Annotated in this window: 14 protein-coding genes; all 14 read right to left on the bottom strand. The window is 63.4% G+C overall.

What is annotated here, in order from left to right; genetic code table 11:
• Positions 1-8: 8 nt before the first annotated feature.
• Positions 9-833 carry a tRNA pseudouridine(38-40) synthase TruA gene (truA, locus tag R2676_RS19305; RefSeq protein WP_316887313.1) on the bottom strand — a complete coding sequence of 275 codons (825 nt, stop codon included), beginning with the start codon at positions 831-833 and terminating at the stop codon, positions 9-11.
• Positions 834-916: 83 nt separating this feature from the next.
• Entirely contained in the window at positions 917-3838 is a 2922-nt protein-coding gene (gene tapV, locus R2676_RS19300; protein WP_206275208.1) for a FimV/HubP family polar landmark-like protein TapV, read from the bottom strand.
• A 387-nt stretch (positions 3839-4225) separates the two neighbouring features.
• Positions 4226-5329, bottom strand: coding sequence for an aspartate-semialdehyde dehydrogenase (asd, locus tag R2676_RS19295; RefSeq protein WP_206275207.1), 1104 nt, complete (start codon positions 5327-5329; stop codon positions 4226-4228).
• An 82-nt stretch (positions 5330-5411) separates the two neighbouring features.
• A complete protein-coding gene (locus R2676_RS19290; protein ID WP_009241003.1) occupies positions 5412-5558 on the bottom strand; it encodes a hypothetical protein in 147 nt (48 codons plus the stop codon).
• 110 nt (positions 5559-5668) lie between these two features.
• A complete protein-coding gene (gene leuB / locus R2676_RS19285; protein ID WP_206275206.1) occupies positions 5669-6739 on the bottom strand; it encodes a 3-isopropylmalate dehydrogenase in 1071 nt (356 codons plus the stop codon).
• Positions 6740-6768: 29 nt separating this feature from the next.
• Positions 6769-7419: a 3-isopropylmalate dehydratase small subunit gene (gene leuD, locus R2676_RS19280; RefSeq protein ID WP_065856633.1), complete on the bottom strand. Its 651-nt coding sequence runs from the start codon at positions 7417-7419 to the stop codon at positions 6769-6771.
• 23 nt (positions 7420-7442) lie between these two features.
• Positions 7443-8852 carry a 3-isopropylmalate dehydratase large subunit gene (leuC, locus tag R2676_RS19275; protein WP_316887312.1) on the bottom strand — a complete coding sequence of 470 codons (1410 nt, stop codon included), beginning with the start codon at positions 8850-8852 and terminating at the stop codon, positions 7443-7445.
• Between the two features lie 228 nt (positions 8853-9080).
• A complete protein-coding gene (gene gltA / locus R2676_RS19270; RefSeq protein WP_004634431.1) occupies positions 9081-10382 on the bottom strand; it encodes a citrate synthase in 1302 nt (433 codons plus the stop codon).
• Positions 10383-10504: 122 nt separating this feature from the next.
• Positions 10505-10792, bottom strand: coding sequence for an FAD assembly factor SdhE (locus R2676_RS19265; protein ID WP_009241006.1), 288 nt, complete (start codon positions 10790-10792; stop codon positions 10505-10507).
• Positions 10793-10863: 71 nt separating this feature from the next.
• The gene (locus R2676_RS19260) at positions 10864-11565 is read right to left on the bottom strand and encodes a succinate dehydrogenase iron-sulfur subunit (protein ID WP_009241007.1); all 702 of its coding nucleotides are present in this window, start codon (positions 11563-11565) and stop codon (positions 10864-10866) included.
• Between the two features lie 22 nt (positions 11566-11587).
• The gene (gene sdhA / locus R2676_RS19255; protein WP_065856639.1) at positions 11588-13366 is read right to left on the bottom strand and encodes a succinate dehydrogenase flavoprotein subunit; all 1779 of its coding nucleotides are present in this window, start codon (positions 13364-13366) and stop codon (positions 11588-11590) included.
• A 3-nt stretch (positions 13367-13369) separates the two neighbouring features.
• Positions 13370-13735, bottom strand: a complete 366-nt coding sequence (gene sdhD, locus R2676_RS19250) for a succinate dehydrogenase, hydrophobic membrane anchor protein (protein WP_012762259.1) — start codon at positions 13733-13735, stop codon at positions 13370-13372.
• 10 nt (positions 13736-13745) lie between these two features.
• Entirely contained in the window at positions 13746-14156 is a 411-nt protein-coding gene (sdhC, locus tag R2676_RS19245) for a succinate dehydrogenase, cytochrome b556 subunit (protein WP_027681081.1), read from the bottom strand.
• A gap of 271 nt (positions 14157-14427) precedes the next feature.
• The gene (locus R2676_RS19240) at positions 14428-15237 is read right to left on the bottom strand and encodes a GntR family transcriptional regulator (protein WP_027681080.1); all 810 of its coding nucleotides are present in this window, start codon (positions 15235-15237) and stop codon (positions 14428-14430) included.
• Positions 15238-15252: the final 15 nt, after the last annotated feature.

The raw sequence follows: 15252 nt of genomic DNA, 5'->3' as shown, positions 1-15252 counted from the left end.
AGCGGGATTCACAGGCCGGCGTGCTCGTCGAACACGCCGCGAAACAGGCTGGACGATGCCGGAGACGCCGGCAACGAGAAAGCATCAGGATAGCCGACCTCGGCCAGATACAGGCCGTCGGGCATGAAAGTTGGCGCGGCGGCTACGCGGCTGCGGGCGGCCAGCACATCGCCCATCCAGGACACCGGCTGGCGGCCGCGCCCGATTGCCACCAGGGAGCCCATGATGTTGCGCACCATGTGGTGCAGGAACGCGCTGCCGCGAATGCGCACGAACACCCATTCACCCTCGCCTCGCACCTCGATCGAATACATCGTTTTGACGGGCGACTTGGCTTGGCATTCGGCCGCGCGAAACGACGAGAAATCGTGCTCTCCAACCAGCACCTGGGCCGCCTCGTTCATGGCTGCCACGTCAAGGGATTGGCCTGGCGGCAGCATCACGTAGCCGGCCTTGTCTTCGAGCAGCGGAGCCCGCGTCGGGCCAAAGGTCAGTGCGTAGTAATAGGTGCGGCGATGCGCGGAGAAACGCGCGTGAAAATCGTCCGGCATCTCCTGCGCCCATCGCACGGCCACCGTCGGCGGCAGAAAGGCGTTGGTTCCGCGCACCCAGGAGAACGGTTCGCGCACGAGGTCAGTGTCCAGATGGACCACTTGGCCCAGCGCATGCACACCGGCGTCGGTACGGCCGGCCACCGTGGTCGGCAACGCCACGCCGGCAAACTGCCGCAGCGCCGCCTCCAGCGCGTCCTGCACGGTATTGCCGTGCGGCTGCGATTGCCAACCCGAAAACGCGGCACCGTCGTACTGGATGCCAAGCGCGATGCGCGTCATGCCGTGTGAATCCTCATGCAGAAAGAAAAACGCCGGCAGGATACCACCCTGCCGGCGCTGTCGATGGCGTAGAACGCGGTGCGTCAGCCGATCTGGCGCATCAAGGCTTGCGCCTCGGCGTGGAACGACGGATCGCCCAGATCCAGCACTTCCTGCAGCAGTTCGCGAGCGCCTTCCTTATCGCCAATCTCGATGTAGGCCTTGGCCAGATCGAACTTGATCTGCAGATCGCGCACACCATCGGCACCATGCTCGCCCGACAGCGTGTGCGGCAGGTTGGTGTCCAGACGGATGGCCGATTGCGGCTCGTCGTTGGCAACCTCGGCGTGCTCCGCATGATGTGGCTCGGATTCGAAGTGCATCGGAGCCTGCGACAGATCCGCCGGCTGCGCCCAGCTCGGCAGGCTTTCCTCGGCAGCGACCGATGCTGCCGGAGCCGCCGTTTCCGCCGCGGGCGGCGTCGGGTTCAGGTCCAGCGACAGGTCCGACAGATCCATGTGCAGCGGCGGCGTAGCGACGGGCTGATAAGCCTCGCCAGCGTGCGCGTTGAACTGGGGCAGATCGGCCTGGGGTTCGGCATGCACCTTGAAGATATCCGAGGCCTCTTCCGGCGCGGTGATCGGCTCGCCCGCTGCCGGCGCCGGGAAGGACTCCAGCGGCAGATCGAAATCGGCCAGTTGCGGTGCCTTCGTCGACGGCGCGGACGGATCCAGATCCGGAGACAGCGTCGTCCAGTCATCACCGCGACGGGTGGTCTGCCCCGTCACCGTCGGGCTGAAGGCTTCGGCGGCCACCGCGGCGCCCAAACCTGCCAGCGCAGCGGCGCCTGCAACCGCGGCACCTGCATGGCTGGGCTCTGCGTGCGCTTCGGCAACCGGATGGCTTCCGTCACCCTGCACCGTCAGATACAGCGGATTGGCCGGATCGAACTTGCGGCCCATTGCGGCAGCCTCCGCCCATTCCGGCGAGGCGGCGCCAACCTGCGCCAGCATCTCTTCAGCAATGGTCTGGAAGCCGTGGGCATCCTGACGATTGGCGTAAATTTCCATCAACTTCAGGCGAATGGCTTGGCGCTCCGGATGCTGCTCCAGTGCCTCGCGCAGGATTTCTTCGGCTTGCACGTCGCGGCCGTAGGCGATGTAGACATCGGCTTCGGCGATCGGATCGACCTCGTTGCTCTCGTTGCCGCCGCCAATGCGGAAATCCGCACCGAACACGCTGTGCTGCGAGGTGTCGACGCTTTGACCGCCGGCCGCGCCGAACAGCGAGTTGGCTCCCGCCATCACGGTGCTTTCCTGTGACAGCAAGCTGTCCTGGAAGCCATGTGCCTGCTCAGGCTTCTGCTGGCGACGGCGATACACCACCAGACCGCCCAGCAGCGCGACGACCAAGCCACCCAGGCCCAAGGCCATCGGGTTGCCCAGCAACGACGAGAGGAACGATTCTTCTTGAATCGGGGGCGGCGGGGCCACAACCACCGGTGCCTTCTTCGGTGCGGCGGCGGGCGCGGAAGCAGCTGCCACCGGGGCGCTGGCCGCCTGCGGTGCCGAAGCTGCCGCTACCGGCGCCGATGCCGCTTCCGGCGCAGAAGCTGCCGTCGCAGCCGTCGCAGACGATGCCGGTGCAGCAGCGGCCATTTCTCCAGGTGCAGCGGCAGCGGCAGCAGGAGCCGGCGCTGACGAAGCAGCAGCGGCCGGTGCGGGTGCCGGGGCATTGGCCGCGGCCACCGCAGGCGCGGCCGTCGACGGCGCAGCACCAGCGGCAGGCTTGGCGGCGCTGGCCGCCTTGGCCAGCTCGGCGTTCTTCAATTCGACCAGGCGCTGCATGTCGGAGAGATTCTTCTCCAACTGCGCAACGCGCGATTCCATTTCCTTGAGCGCACGCTCCTTGGCGACGAGTTCCTCATCGCGGGCGGCTGCCGCACCCGCCTTGCCGGTACGGTCTGCCTTGGAGAGACGCAGTTCGTCGCGGCCGCTGGCAGCCGGCGTGGCTTGATCCTGCACACGGGCCGACACGCTACCGCTCTGCTGGCGGGCGGAGTCGGTATCCGTGGCGGCGTTGGCTTCAGCCGCCGTGGCCAGGCGGTTGCGATACCCGGCAAAGCCGGACGTCTGCGCAATGACTTCGCGGCGCGCTTCACGCGCTGGCGTTTTCTGCGCTTCGGCCTGCGACGGCACCTTCAGTACCGAGCCGGTACGCAGCCGGTTGATGTTGCCACCAATGAAAGCGTTGGGATTGTTGCGATACAGCGCCAGCAGCATCTGGTCGAGCGAAACGGCGTCCTGACCTTGCGCGGCCGTCGATGCCACGTCGTACAGGCTATCGCCACGCTGCACCGTGTACGAACCACCGGGCGTAGCATCCGGGGCGGCGGCAGCAGGCGCTGCTTGCTGCGGACGTGCCGCCTGACGAGTAGCACGGGGCTGCCGCGTCGGTGCCGGCGAGGCGGCAGCCGGCGCCGCCGCTTGCGGTTGAGCAGTCGAAGCGGACGGTGCCGGTTCTGCCGCGCCAGGCGTCGTGGCCTGGACGACCGGCGTCGGTGCGAAATTCTGTGCGGTATTGCTGGAGCCGACCGGGTCCAGCAGGAACGTATAGGCGCGCGAAACGTGGCCGCTCGCCCAGTTCAAGTCGACCAGAACATCGACGAACGGCTCTGCGACGGGCTGCGTCGAGCGCAGGCGCACCACGTAATTGCCGTTCGACTGGCGTTCCAACGAGGCACGCAGCGAGGAGACGATCGGGTTGTAGGTCAGCCCGGCACGCGAATAGGCATCCGGTGCAGCCAGCTTGGCGACCAGGTTTTGCGCCTCTTCGGGCGTCACGCCGGTCAGATCGATTTCGGCCTGCAGCGGCTGGCCGAGGCTGGAACGCACATGCAGCGCGCCGAAACCCGCCGCTTGCGCAGCGGGCTGGATCAGCAGCAGGCTCGCCGCAGCAAACGCGACGGCCGACCAGCGAGGACTGCGATGGGACGATTCTCTCCGGCGGTATTGGCTCACCCTCACCTTCGACTCCGTTATCTTTTAATGTGCAAACGAACTTAACATCAACGAGTTAGCGCAGCAAGTTCACCCAAAACGTGAAATGCTGGACAAGAACCGCCGTCAATTTTTATGAAAACGACACAATTGGCGAGATTCTGAAGCACCCGACGTACCCCCCGGAATGCGCGTGCTTCATGTGGCGCTAACCCTTCCCCGTGCTCCGTCCACCCCACGAATGGGCGGACGGCGTTCCGGCCGCTATTGTGTACCAACGTTACAAGCCGTGGGCATCCAGATGGCACAACGCCGCGCAGGCCGCGCGGCGTTGGTTGAAAAAGCACACTTTCTGTTGTCAGGCCGCAACGACGGCCTTCGATGCACGGCCCGATAACGAAAGCAAAGCCTGAATCACTTGCCCAGCAGGATACGGAGCGTACGGCGCAGCGGCTCGGCGGCGCCCCACAGAAGCTGGTCACCGATCACGAAGGCGCTCACATATTCCGGCCCCATGTTGAGCTTGCGCACGCGACCCACACCGATTTCCAGGCCACCCGTGATGGATGCCGGCGTGAGTTCCTTTTCGGTGATGCTGCGATCGTTCGGGACCCACTTCACCCACGGGTTGCCCGAGCGGATGATCTGCTCGATTTCGTCGAGCGGCAGGTCGCGCTTGAGCTTGAGCGTCAGGCCCAGGCTGTGGCAGCGCATTGCGCCGATCCGCACACACAGGCCATCGACCGGAATCGTCTGCGCCGTACCCAGGATCTTGTTGACCTCAGCCTGCCCCTTCCACTCTTCCTTCGACTGACCGTTGTCGAGCTGCTTGTCGATCCACGGAATCAGGCCCCCAGCCAGCGGCGCGGGGAAGAATTCGGTCGGCACATCTTCGCGGATGGTCTTGGCAACCTTGCGGTCGATGTCCAGGATGGCGGAAGCCGGATTGGCCAGCTCATCGGCCACGGCACCGTGAATCACCCCCATGCCCTTGAGCAGTTCGCGCATGTGGTTCGCACCACCGCCCGAAGCCGCCTGGTAGGTCATCGAGCTGACCCATTCGACCAGACCTTCGCGGAACAGGCCGCCCACGCCCATCAGCAGGATGGAGTTGGTGCAGTTGCCGCCGATGAAGTTCTTGGTGCCGGCCGCCACCGCGTTCTTGATGAGCGACAGGTTGACCGGGTCCAGCACGATCACGGCATCGTCTTCCATGCGCAGCGTCGAGGCGGCGTCAATCCAGTAGCCGTTCCAGCCGGCAGCGCGCAGCTGCGGGAAGACTTCGGTCGTGTAGTCGCCGCCCTGGCACGTGATGATCGTGTCGCAGGCCTTCAGTGCTTCGATGTCGTTGGCGTCAGCCAGGGGCGCATCCGTCTTGGCGAATGCGGGCGCCTTGCCGCCGGCGTTGCTGGTGCTGAAAAACACGGTGTCGATCAGGTCGAAATCCTTTTCTTCCTGCATGCGCTGCATCAGCACGCTGCCGACCATGCCGCGCCAACCGACGAGACCTACCTTCATGATTGTGAACCTCTAGTGATTTTCCCCGCCTCGGTCGCCCGGCGTGACCGCGCGGGGAAGGCGAACGGGCACGACGGACGATCTAGGAGATCGTTTTTTTGGTAATGATTTTGGTGGTCGTGCGAATCTCGACAGGCGTCATGCGAGCGCGCGCGGCGGTGCCCTTGGCGGCGATAGCCAGGGTGCCCAGAATGCCCAGTACGAGGACGGGGAGCGCGATCGAGATCATCTACAAAAATATACACGATTTGGCGGCCACACAATGCACTGCAACATGTGTCCACCGAAAAAACGACGATTGCGGCGCCGGATGTGACGGCACCGCAACGCGCGTTTCGTTTACAGGGCAGCGACCACCGCGTCGCCCATCTCCACCGTACCGACCTGCTTGCAACCCGGCGTCAGGATGTCACCCGTGCGATAGCCCTGGGCGAGCACCTTCTTGACGGCGTTTTCGATGCGATCGGCCTGCTCGGCCTTGTTCAGCGAGTAGCGCAGCATCATCGCGGCGGACAGGATCGTCGCCAGCGGGTTGGCAACGCCCTTGCCCGCGATGTCCGGCGCGGAACCGTGCGACGGCTCATACAAGCCCTTGTTGTTCGCGTCGAGCGAGGCCGACGGCAGCATGCCGATCGAGCCCGTCAGCATGGCCGCCTCGTCGGAAAGGATATCGCCGAACATGTTGCCGGTGACGATCACGTCGAAGTTCTTCGGCGCCTTGACGAGCTGCATGGCCGCGTTGTCGACGTACATGTGCGACAGCTCGACTTCCGGATACTCCTTGTGCACGTCGGTGACGATGTCCTTCCAGAACTGGAACGTCTCGAGCACGTTGGCCTTGTCGACGCTGCACAGCTTCTTGCCCCGCTTGGCGGCAGCCTGGAAGGCGACGTGCGCGATGCGGCGAATTTCCGGCTCGGCGTAGCGCATGGTATCGAAGCCTTCGCGCGCGCCGGCGAACACACCGTCCGGTGCGGCACGCACGCCCCGCGGCTGGCCGAAGTAGATGTCGCCGGTCAGTTCGCGCACGATCAGGATATCGAGACCGGACACGATCTCGGGCTTCAGGCTCGATGCGCCGGCCAGTTCGGGATAGCAGATCGCCGGACGGAAATTGGCGAACAGCTGCAGGTGCTTGCGCAGGCCCAGAATGGCCTGTTCCGGGCGCAGTTCGCGCGCCAGCGTGTCGTACTTCCAGTCGCCCACGGCGCCGAACAGGATCGCGTCGGCTTCCTTGGCGAGGTTGAGCGTGTCTTCCGGCAGCGGATGGCCCTTGGCCTCGTAGCCCGCGCCGCCCACCGGGGCGAATTCCATCTCGAACGACTCGCCCAGCACCTTGAGCACCTTCACGGCCTCGGCGACGATTTCCTTGCCAATGCCGTCACCCGGCAACACTGCAATCTTGGTCATGTGGTTGTCCTTGTTGTTCTGGTATCCGCTCAGCCGACGAGCTTGTGGGCGAGCCACGGCATCCTGGCCAGGCGCTGCGCTTCGTAAGCCTTGATCTGGTCCGCGTAGCGCAAGGTCAGGCCGATGTCGTCGAAGCCGTTGAGCAGGCAGTATTTGCGGAACGCCGTGATGTCGAACGGATAGGCCGTACCGCCCGGCGTGACGACGACCTGCTTGTCCAGATCGACGGTCAGCTGGTAGCCCGTAAAGGCTTGCGTCTCGTTGAACAGATGGTCGACTTGCGACTCCGTCAGCACGATCGGCAGCAGGCCGTTCTTGAAGCAGTTGTTGAAGAAGATGTCGGCAAAGCTCGGCGCGATGATGGCGCGGAAGCCGTACTGCTGCAGCGCCCACGGTGCGTGCTCACGCGAGCTGCCGCAGCCGAAGTTCTTGCGCGCCAGCAACACCGAGGCGCCCTGGTAACGCGGCTGGTTCAACACGAAGTCCGGATTCAGCGGTCGCTTGCTGTTGTCCTGGCCGGGCTCGCCCACGTCCTTGTAGCGCCACTCGTCGAACAGGTTCGGGCCGAAGCCGGTGCGCTTGATCGACTTGAGGAACTGCTTCGGGATGATCGCGTCGGTGTCGACGTTCTCGCGGTCGAGCGGGGCCACGAGGCCGGTGTGGATGGTGAATTGTTCCATGATTGCTCTCTCTATCCTGCCGCTCAAGCGAGCTTGCGCACGTCGACGAAGTGGCCTTCCAGTGCGGCCGCAGCGGCCATCGCCGGGCTTACCAGGTGGGTGCGACCACCCGCGCCCTGACGGCCTTCGAAGTTGCGGTTGGACGTGGATGCGCAGCGCTCGCCCGGCTCGAGGCGGTCCGCGTTCATTGCGAGACACATCGAGCAGCCCGGCTCGCGCCACTCGAAACCTGCCGCCTTGAAAATCTTGTCGAGCCCTTCGCGCTCGGCTTGCTCCTTCACGAGACCCGAGCCCGGCACGACCATCGCCAGCTTCACGTTCGACGCAATGCGCTTGCCCAGCTTCTGCACGACCCACGCCGCGGCGCGCATGTCTTCGATGCGGCTGTTGGTGCACGAGCCGATGAAGACCTTGTCGATGTTGATGTCGCTGATGGCAACGTTCGGCTGCAGGCCCATGTATTCGAGCGCGCGCTCCATGGCGTTGCGCTTGTTCGGATCTTTCTCTTTGTCGGGATCCGGCACACGGTCTTCAATGCTGACCACCATTTCCGGCGACGTGCCCCAGCTCACCTGCGGGCGAATCTCTTCCGCACGCAGCTCGACCACCTGATCGAAATGCGCACCCTCGTCAGAATGCAGCGTGCGCCAGTAGGCGACGGCCTGCTCCCACTCCACGCCTTGCGGCGCGAACGGGCGGCCCTTGACGTACTCCAGCGTGACATCGTCCACGGGGACCATGCCGGCGCGGGCGCCTGCCTCGATCGCCATATTGCACACCGTCATGCGGCCTTCCATCGACAGCGCGCGGATGGCCGAGCCGCCGAACTCCATGGCGTAGCCCGTACCGCCTGCGGTGCCGATCTTGCCGATGATGGCGAGCACGATGTCCTTGGCCGTGCAGCCACGCGGCAGCGTGCCTTCCACCTTCACGAGCATGTTCTTGCTCTTCTTGGCGAGCAGCGTTTGCGTGGCCAGCACATGCTCAACTTCCGACGTGCCGATGCCGTGCGCGAGCGCACCAAATGCGCCGTGCGTGCTGGTGTGCGAATCGCCGCAGACCACCGTCATGCCCGGCAGCGTCGCGCCCTGCTCCGGCCCGATCACGTGCACGATGCCCTGACGCTTGTCGTTCATCTTGAATTGCGTGATGCCGTAGCTGTCGCAGTTGGCATCGAGCGTGTCGACCTGCAGCTTGGAAACCGGGTCGGCAATGCCGTGCGAGCGGTCGGTGGTCGGCACGTTGTGATCCGACACGGCCAGGTTGGCGCTGATGCGCCACACCGGACGCTCGGCCATCTTCAGGCCCTCGAACGCCTGCGGGCTCGTCACTTCGTGCAGCAGTTGACGATCGATGTAGAGGACGGTCGTGCCGTCTTCTTCGGTATGAACGACGTGATCGTCCCAAAGTTTGTCGTAGAGCGTCTTGGCCATGATGCGATCCGTACACAACGCGCCCTTTTTTGGAAATTCAGGGCCGCTGCGCGAGCTGTTTCGTGGGGAGTGATCGATTATGCCACCCGGTGCATTGGGCACCGGACGTGACTGGCGAAAGGGGGTTTCGCCATTTCGCGAAGGCCCTTTCCGGGCACCTCAAGCGGCGCCCAACAAAAAACCCCGCCGGTTTCCCGGGCGGGGTTTCTGCAAGGCGAACAGCTTGGCTTAGCGCTTGTCGATCGACGGCACTTCGCGGGTGGCTGCGCCGTTGAACAGCTGGCGCGGACGGCCGATCTTGTATTCCGGATCGGTGATCATCTCTTCCCATTGCGAAATCCAGCCCACCGAGCGGGCCAGCGCGAAGATACAGGTGAACATCGAGGTCGGGATGCCCAGCGCGCGTTGCACGATGCCCGAGTAGAAGTCGACGTTCGGGTACAGCTTGCGGCTGACGAAGTATTCGTCTTCCAGGGCGATCTTTTCCAGCTCCATCGCCAGCTTGAACAGCGGGTCGTTATGCAGGCCCAGCTCGTTCAGCACTTCGTGGCAGGTTTCGCGCATCAGCTTGGCGCGCGGGTCGTAGTTCTTGTACACGCGGTGGCCAAAGCCCATCAGGCGCACGCCGCTGTTCTTGTCCTTCACCTGCTTGATGAATTCCGGCACCTTGTCGACGGTACCGATTTCTTCCAGCATGTTCAGCGCAGCTTCGTTCGCGCCGCCGTGCGCCGGGCCCCACAGGCAGGCGATACCGGCAGCGATGGCAGCGATCGGGTTGGTACCCGACGAGCCCGCCAGACGCACCGTCGACGTCGAGGCGTTCTGCTCGTGGTCTGCGTGCAGGATGAAGATGCGGTCCAGTGCCTTTTCCAGCACCGGGTTCACCTTGTAGTCTTCACACGGCGTGGCAAACATCATGCGCATGAAGTTACCCGTGTACGACAGGTTGTTCTGCGGATAGATGAGCGGCTGGCCGATGTTGTACTTGTATGCCATGGCCACCAGCGTCGGCAGCTTGGCGATCAGGCGAATCTGCGAAATCTCTCGCTCGCGCGGGTCATTGATGTTGGCAGCGTCCGGATAGAACGCGCTCATGGCGCCGACCAGGCCCGTCAGCACGGCCATCGGGTGGGCGTCACGGCGGAAACCGCGCAGGAAGAACTGCATCTGCTCGTGGACCATGGTGTGATTCGTCACCACATGGTTGAACTCTTCCTTCTGCTTGGCGTTGGGCAACTCGCCCTTCAGCAGCAGATAGCAGATTTCCATGAAATCGCACTTGCTGGCCAGATCGTCGATGGCGTAGCCGCGGTACAGAAGCTCACCTTTGTCACCATCGATGTAGGTGATCTTGGAATTGCACGACGCGGTCGACATGAAGCCGGGGTCGTACGTGAACTTGCCCGTCTGACCGTACAGCTTGCGAATGTCGATCACGTCCGGGCCAACCGTGCCCTTGTAGATCGGCAGCTCGACGCTGGGCGAGCCATCGGAAAACGATAGGGTGGCTTTCACTTCGGACGGCGTCATGTCGGTTTCCTTCTCTGCTGTTTATAAAAATGAAGTCGGGAGACTCCCGCCAGACGGATCAAGGGGCGCCGGCCGGGGGCGGCTGGATCGATTCGTCTTGCGGCAACCTCTCGCGCGCCGGTTCAGACCGAGCGCAGCAAGGTCAGGACGTGCTGAATATGGGGCACGTCGAGTTCGCCCTCCGGCTCCTTGCGTGCAAGCAGGAGATCCATCAGGTCGTTGTCGGGTAGCTCGAACAACTGCGAGAGTGCGGCAACGTCGTCGTCCGACAGTTCCGTCTCATAGCGGTTGAAGAAGCGCTCGACGATGATGTCGTTCTCAAGCAGGCCGCGTCGGGCACGCCAGCGCAAACGGGCACGCTTGTGCGGATCGGACTGATGGGAGAACGTCGGAGTGTTCACAGCAACCATACTTTCTAGAAATGTGCCGCCGGAGAAACCGCTCCGGCGACACACAATGCCAAAGTGCCCTGACTCGCGCCTTACACAGCGCGACGCACCATCAATTCCTTGATCTTGCCGATGGCCTTCGTCGGGTTCAGACCCTTCGGGCACACATCAACGCAGTTCATGATGGTGTGGCAGCGGAACAGGCGGTACGGGTCTTCCAGGTTGTCCAGGCGCTCGCTGGTGGCCTGATCACGGCTGTCAGCGATGAAACGATACGCCTGCAGCAGACCGGCCGGGCCGACGAACTTGTCCGGGTTCCACCAGAACGACGGGCACGACGTCGAGCAGCTCGCGCACAGAATGCACTCGTACAGGCCGTCAAGCTCTTCACGCTCTTCCGGCGACTGCAGACGCTCCTTCTCGGGCGGCGGCTCGTCGTTGATCAGGTACGGCTTGATCGAGTGGTACTGGTTGAAGAACTGCGTCATGTCGACGATCAGGTCGCGCACCACGGGCAGCCCCGGCAGCGGACGCAGCACAATCTTCTCGGGCAGTTCACGCATGTTGGTCAGGCAGGCCAGACCATTCTTGCCGTTGATGTTCATGGCGTCGGAGCCGCACACGCCTTCGCGGCACGAACGACGGAACGCGATCGACTCGTCCAGCTTCTTCAGCTTGACCAGCGCGTCGAGCAGCATGCGCTCGTGACCGTCGAGTTCAACCTCGTAGGTCTGCATGCGGGGCGCTGCGTCCTTGTCCGGATCGTAGCGATAGACTTCAAAAATACGCTTCATTTTTGTGGGTCCTTCTTATCCGTTAGAACGTACGCGCCTTGGGCGGCACGGTTTCCACCGACAGCGGCTTCAACTGCACCGGCTTGTAGTCCAGGCGGTTGCCTTCGGAATACCACAGCGAGTGCTTCATCCAGTTTTCGTCATCGCGGTTCGGGAAGTCGCTGTGGGCGTGTGCACCGCGCGACTCCTTGCGGGCGGCAGCCGACACCATCGTTGCCTTCGCCACTTCCACCAGGTTGGCCACTTCCAGCGCTTCGACGCGCGCGGTGTTGAACACCTTGGACTTGTCCTTCAGGTGGATGTTGCCAGCGCGTTCGGCCACTTCCAGGATGCGCTCGACGCCTTCATCCATCAGCTTCTGCGTACGGAACACGCCAGCGTGCGACTGCATGTTGCGGCGGATGTCGTTGGCGACGTCCTGCGCGTACTCGCCCGAGCTGGACGAATCGAGCTTGGCCAGGCGCGACAGCGCACGGTCGGCAGCGTCGGCCGGCAGCGGCTTGTGCTCGCGGTTCTTCAGGTTCTGCGCAATGATGTGGTTGCCCGCCGAACGGCCGAACACCACCAGGTCGAGCAGCGAGTTCGTGCCCAGGCGGTTCGCGCCGTGCACGGACACGCACGAGCATTCGCCGATCGCGTAGAAGCCGTTGATGACCTCGTTCGGGTTGCCGTTCTTCGGCACCACGACCTGACCGTGATAGTTCGTCGGAATGCCACCCATCTGGTAGTGGATGGTCGGCACCACGGGAATCGGTTCCTTGATGGCGTCGACGTTGGCGAACTTCAGGCCGATCTCGCGAATCGACGGCAGGCGCTTCATGATCGTCTCGGCACCGACGTGCGTCAGGTCGAGCAGCACGTAGTCGCCGTTCGGGCCGCAGCCGCGGCCTTCCTTGATTTCCTGGTCCATCGAGCGCGACACGAAGTCACGCGGCGCCAAGTCCTTCAGCGTCGGGGCATAGCGCTCCATGAAGCGCTCGCCATCCTTGTTACGCAGGATGCCGCCCTCGCCGCGCACGCCTTCCGTGATCAGCACGCCCGCGCCGGCCACGCCGGTCGGGTGGAACTGCCAGAATTCCATGTCTTCCAGCGGAACGCCTGCGCGCGCAGCCATCCCCAGGCCGTCGCCGGTATTGATGAAGGCGTTGGTGGAAGCCGCGTAGATTCGACCTGCACCGCCCGTAGCGAACAGCGTCGTCTTCGCTTCGAGGATGTAGACCTCGCCGGTTTCCATTTCGAGCGCCGTCACGCCCAGCACATCACCTTCTTGGTCGCGGATCAGATCCAGCGCCATCCATTCGACGAAGAAGTGGGTCTTGGCCCGCACGTTACGCTGATACAGCGTGTGCAGCAGCGCGTGGCCGGTACGGTCAGCCGCGGCGCAGGCACGCTGCACGGGCTTCTCGCCGTAGTTCGACGTGTGACCGCCGAACGGACGCTGGTAGATCGTGCCGTCGGCGTTGCGGTCGAACGGCATGCCGAAGTGTTCCAGTTCATAGACCACGTTCGGCGCCTGGCGGCACATGAATTCGATCGCGTCCTGGTCGCCGAGCCAGTCGGAACCCTTGACGGTGTCGTAGAAGTGATAGTGCCAATTGTCTTCGCTCATGTTGCCCAGCGAAGCACCGATACCACCCTGCGCCGCAACGGTGTGCGAGCGGGTGGGGAACACCTTGGACAGCACGGCCACGGAGAGGCCGGCTTCTGCGAGCTGCAGCGATGCGCGCATGCCCGAACCGCCCGCACCGACGATCACGACGTCGAATTTGCGGCGCGGCAGCCCAGTCTTGACTGCGACCATGTCTTAAACCCTCCAGAGAATCTGAGCTGCGTAGCCCGCACAACCGACGAGCCACAGAATCGTCAACACTTGCAGCGTCAAACGCACTGCCACGGGCTTCACGTAGTCCATCCAGATATCGCGGACACCGATCCAGGCGTGATACGTGAGCGACACGAATGCCAGGAACGTCAGCATCTTCATCCACTGGTTCGAGAACAGGCCGGCCCAGCTTTGGTACGACGTGTCTTTCGAGAGCAGGAATGCAGCCAGCAACACGATCGTGTAGACCGCCATGATCACGGCGGTGACGCGCTGCGCGAGGAAGTCCTTCAGGCCGTAGTGCGCGCCGACAACGAGGCGCTTGGGACCGATATTGTTATTTGCCATCAGGGACTCCTCAGAACAGGCCGAACAGCTTGGCGCCGAACACGACCGTCAGCAGCAGGCTGACGATGAGGACGCTCACAGCGGACTTGGAGGCCGAGGTCTTGTCGATGCCGATATGCAGATCGAGGATCAGGTAACGGATGCCTGCGCAGAAATGGTGCAGATAAGCCCAGATGAGCGCGAGGACGACAACCTTGGCGAAGCCGTTGGACAGAAGCGCCGAGAACTTGGCGAAACTGATTTCCGACGTGAGACTTTGCTCGAACAAGTACAGCACGAACGGAAGAAGAAGGAACATCAACGCACCGCTGGCACGGTGGAGGATGGACACCTTACCGGCCCAGGGCAAGCGGTAGCGGGCGATATCGCCCAAACCGATGTTCCTGTAGACCGGCCTGGCTTTCTTGATGGCTTCTGCCATGGTCAGACCCCAATTGGCTAATCAACAAACAAAACAGCTTTGCACAAATCCGCGAGATTCTAGCGCGCTTTTGTTGCGCAGCGCACCAATAATTCCATGCGACGCGCTCCACTTTTGTGCTTCGTGCCCTCGCCTGCCAGTGGCGTGATACGGGGGCAGATTGTCCTCTTTACCCTGCCTTCATGACGCGCAATGCGCTGTTGCGCGACGCACAAGGTGAAACGCCATTGAGTTGGCTCCAGCCGCACGAATCGCGCCTGAGGACGCACCGTCAACTCAGCTCGTTCTGGTAGTAATGCCGCGTCGTGACGTACAGGCCACGGCGTATTTCCACCGGCTTGTCGCCGAACGTGTGCGAGACGCGCTCCACCGACAGCAGCGGCGAGGCAACCGCCACCGACAGCAACTCGGCCGTAGCGGCGTCCGCTGCCACAGCGCGGATGCGCTCCGTGGCACGCAACATGCGCACGCCGAACTCCGCCTCGAAGAACGCGTACATCGGCCCCTTCCACTCCGTCAGCTTTTCGGCTGTGAGGCCCTTGAAGCTCGCCCCCGGCAGCCAGATCTCCTCCAGCACCGTCGGCTCGCCTGAAAAGAACAGGATGCGGCGGATCTGCACGACGCTGTCGCCGGCCTTCAGTTCGAGCAGCCTGGCGATCTCGGCCGGCGCCCGCATGCGCTTGCACTCGAGTACGCGGCTGCTCGGGTAGTGCTGCTCGCCCTGCTCCGGCATCAGACGCAAGAAGCGGAACTGCACGCCTTCTTCGTAATGCGTGGTCACGAAGGTGCCCTTGCCCTGGCGCCGCGCGACCAGGTTTTCGGCGGCCAATTCGTCGATCGCCTTGCGCACGGTCCCCTGGCTGACCTTGTAGCGGGCCGCCAATTCCATCTCGCTGGGGATCATCTCGCCGGGCTTCCATTCGCCGGCTTGCAAGCTTTGCAGGATCAGCGTCTTGATCTGCTGATACAGCGGGCTGAAGGTGGGAGAGCCGCCCGCGCCGCCAGCGGACGCAGGCGACGCGCCGCCTTCGCCGCCCGAGGGCGGCATCGCAGCAGATAGAGGGCTGGGTGTGCTCGACATAACTGCCGATTTCAC

It is taken from the genome of Ralstonia flatus (genome assembly GCF_958439105.1).
In the GTDB taxonomy this organism is placed as follows: Bacteria; Pseudomonadota; Gammaproteobacteria; order Burkholderiales; family Burkholderiaceae; genus Ralstonia; species Ralstonia flatus.
Note: the sequence above shows the minus strand (reverse complement) of the source record. Positions and strands in the feature narration are given on the sequence as shown.

Coding starts and splice junctions, on each gene's coding strand:
- leuD (WP_065856633.1), bottom strand. CDS start 7,419: ATGGAACAATTCACCATCCACACCGGCCTCGTGGCCCCGCTCGACCGC.
- leuC (WP_316887312.1), bottom strand. CDS start 8,852: ATGGCCAAGACGCTCTACGACAAACTTTGGGACGATCACGTCGTTCAT.
- truA (WP_316887313.1), bottom strand. CDS start 833: ATGACGCGCATCGCGCTTGGCATCCAGTACGACGGTGCCGCGTTTTCG.
- R2676_RS19240 (WP_027681080.1), bottom strand. CDS start 15,237: ATGTCGAGCACACCCAGCCCTCTATCTGCTGCGATGCCGCCCTCGGGC.
- asd (WP_206275207.1), bottom strand. CDS start 5,329: ATGAAGGTAGGTCTCGTCGGTTGGCGCGGCATGGTCGGCAGCGTGCTG.
- R2676_RS19290 (WP_009241003.1), bottom strand. CDS start 5,558: ATGATCTCGATCGCGCTCCCCGTCCTCGTACTGGGCATTCTGGGCACC.
- sdhC (WP_027681081.1), bottom strand. CDS start 14,156: ATGGCAGAAGCCATCAAGAAAGCCAGGCCGGTCTACAGGAACATCGGT.
- leuB (WP_206275206.1), bottom strand. CDS start 6,739: ATGACCAAGATTGCAGTGTTGCCGGGTGACGGCATTGGCAAGGAAATC.
- gltA (WP_004634431.1), bottom strand. CDS start 10,382: ATGACGCCGTCCGAAGTGAAAGCCACCCTATCGTTTTCCGATGGCTCG.
- R2676_RS19260 (WP_009241007.1), bottom strand. CDS start 11,565: ATGAAGCGTATTTTTGAAGTCTATCGCTACGATCCGGACAAGGACGCA.
- R2676_RS19265 (WP_009241006.1), bottom strand. CDS start 10,792: ATGGTTGCTGTGAACACTCCGACGTTCTCCCATCAGTCCGATCCGCAC.
- sdhD (WP_012762259.1), bottom strand. CDS start 13,735: ATGGCAAATAACAATATCGGTCCCAAGCGCCTCGTTGTCGGCGCGCAC.
- sdhA (WP_065856639.1), bottom strand. CDS start 13,366: ATGGTCGCAGTCAAGACTGGGCTGCCGCGCCGCAAATTCGACGTCGTG.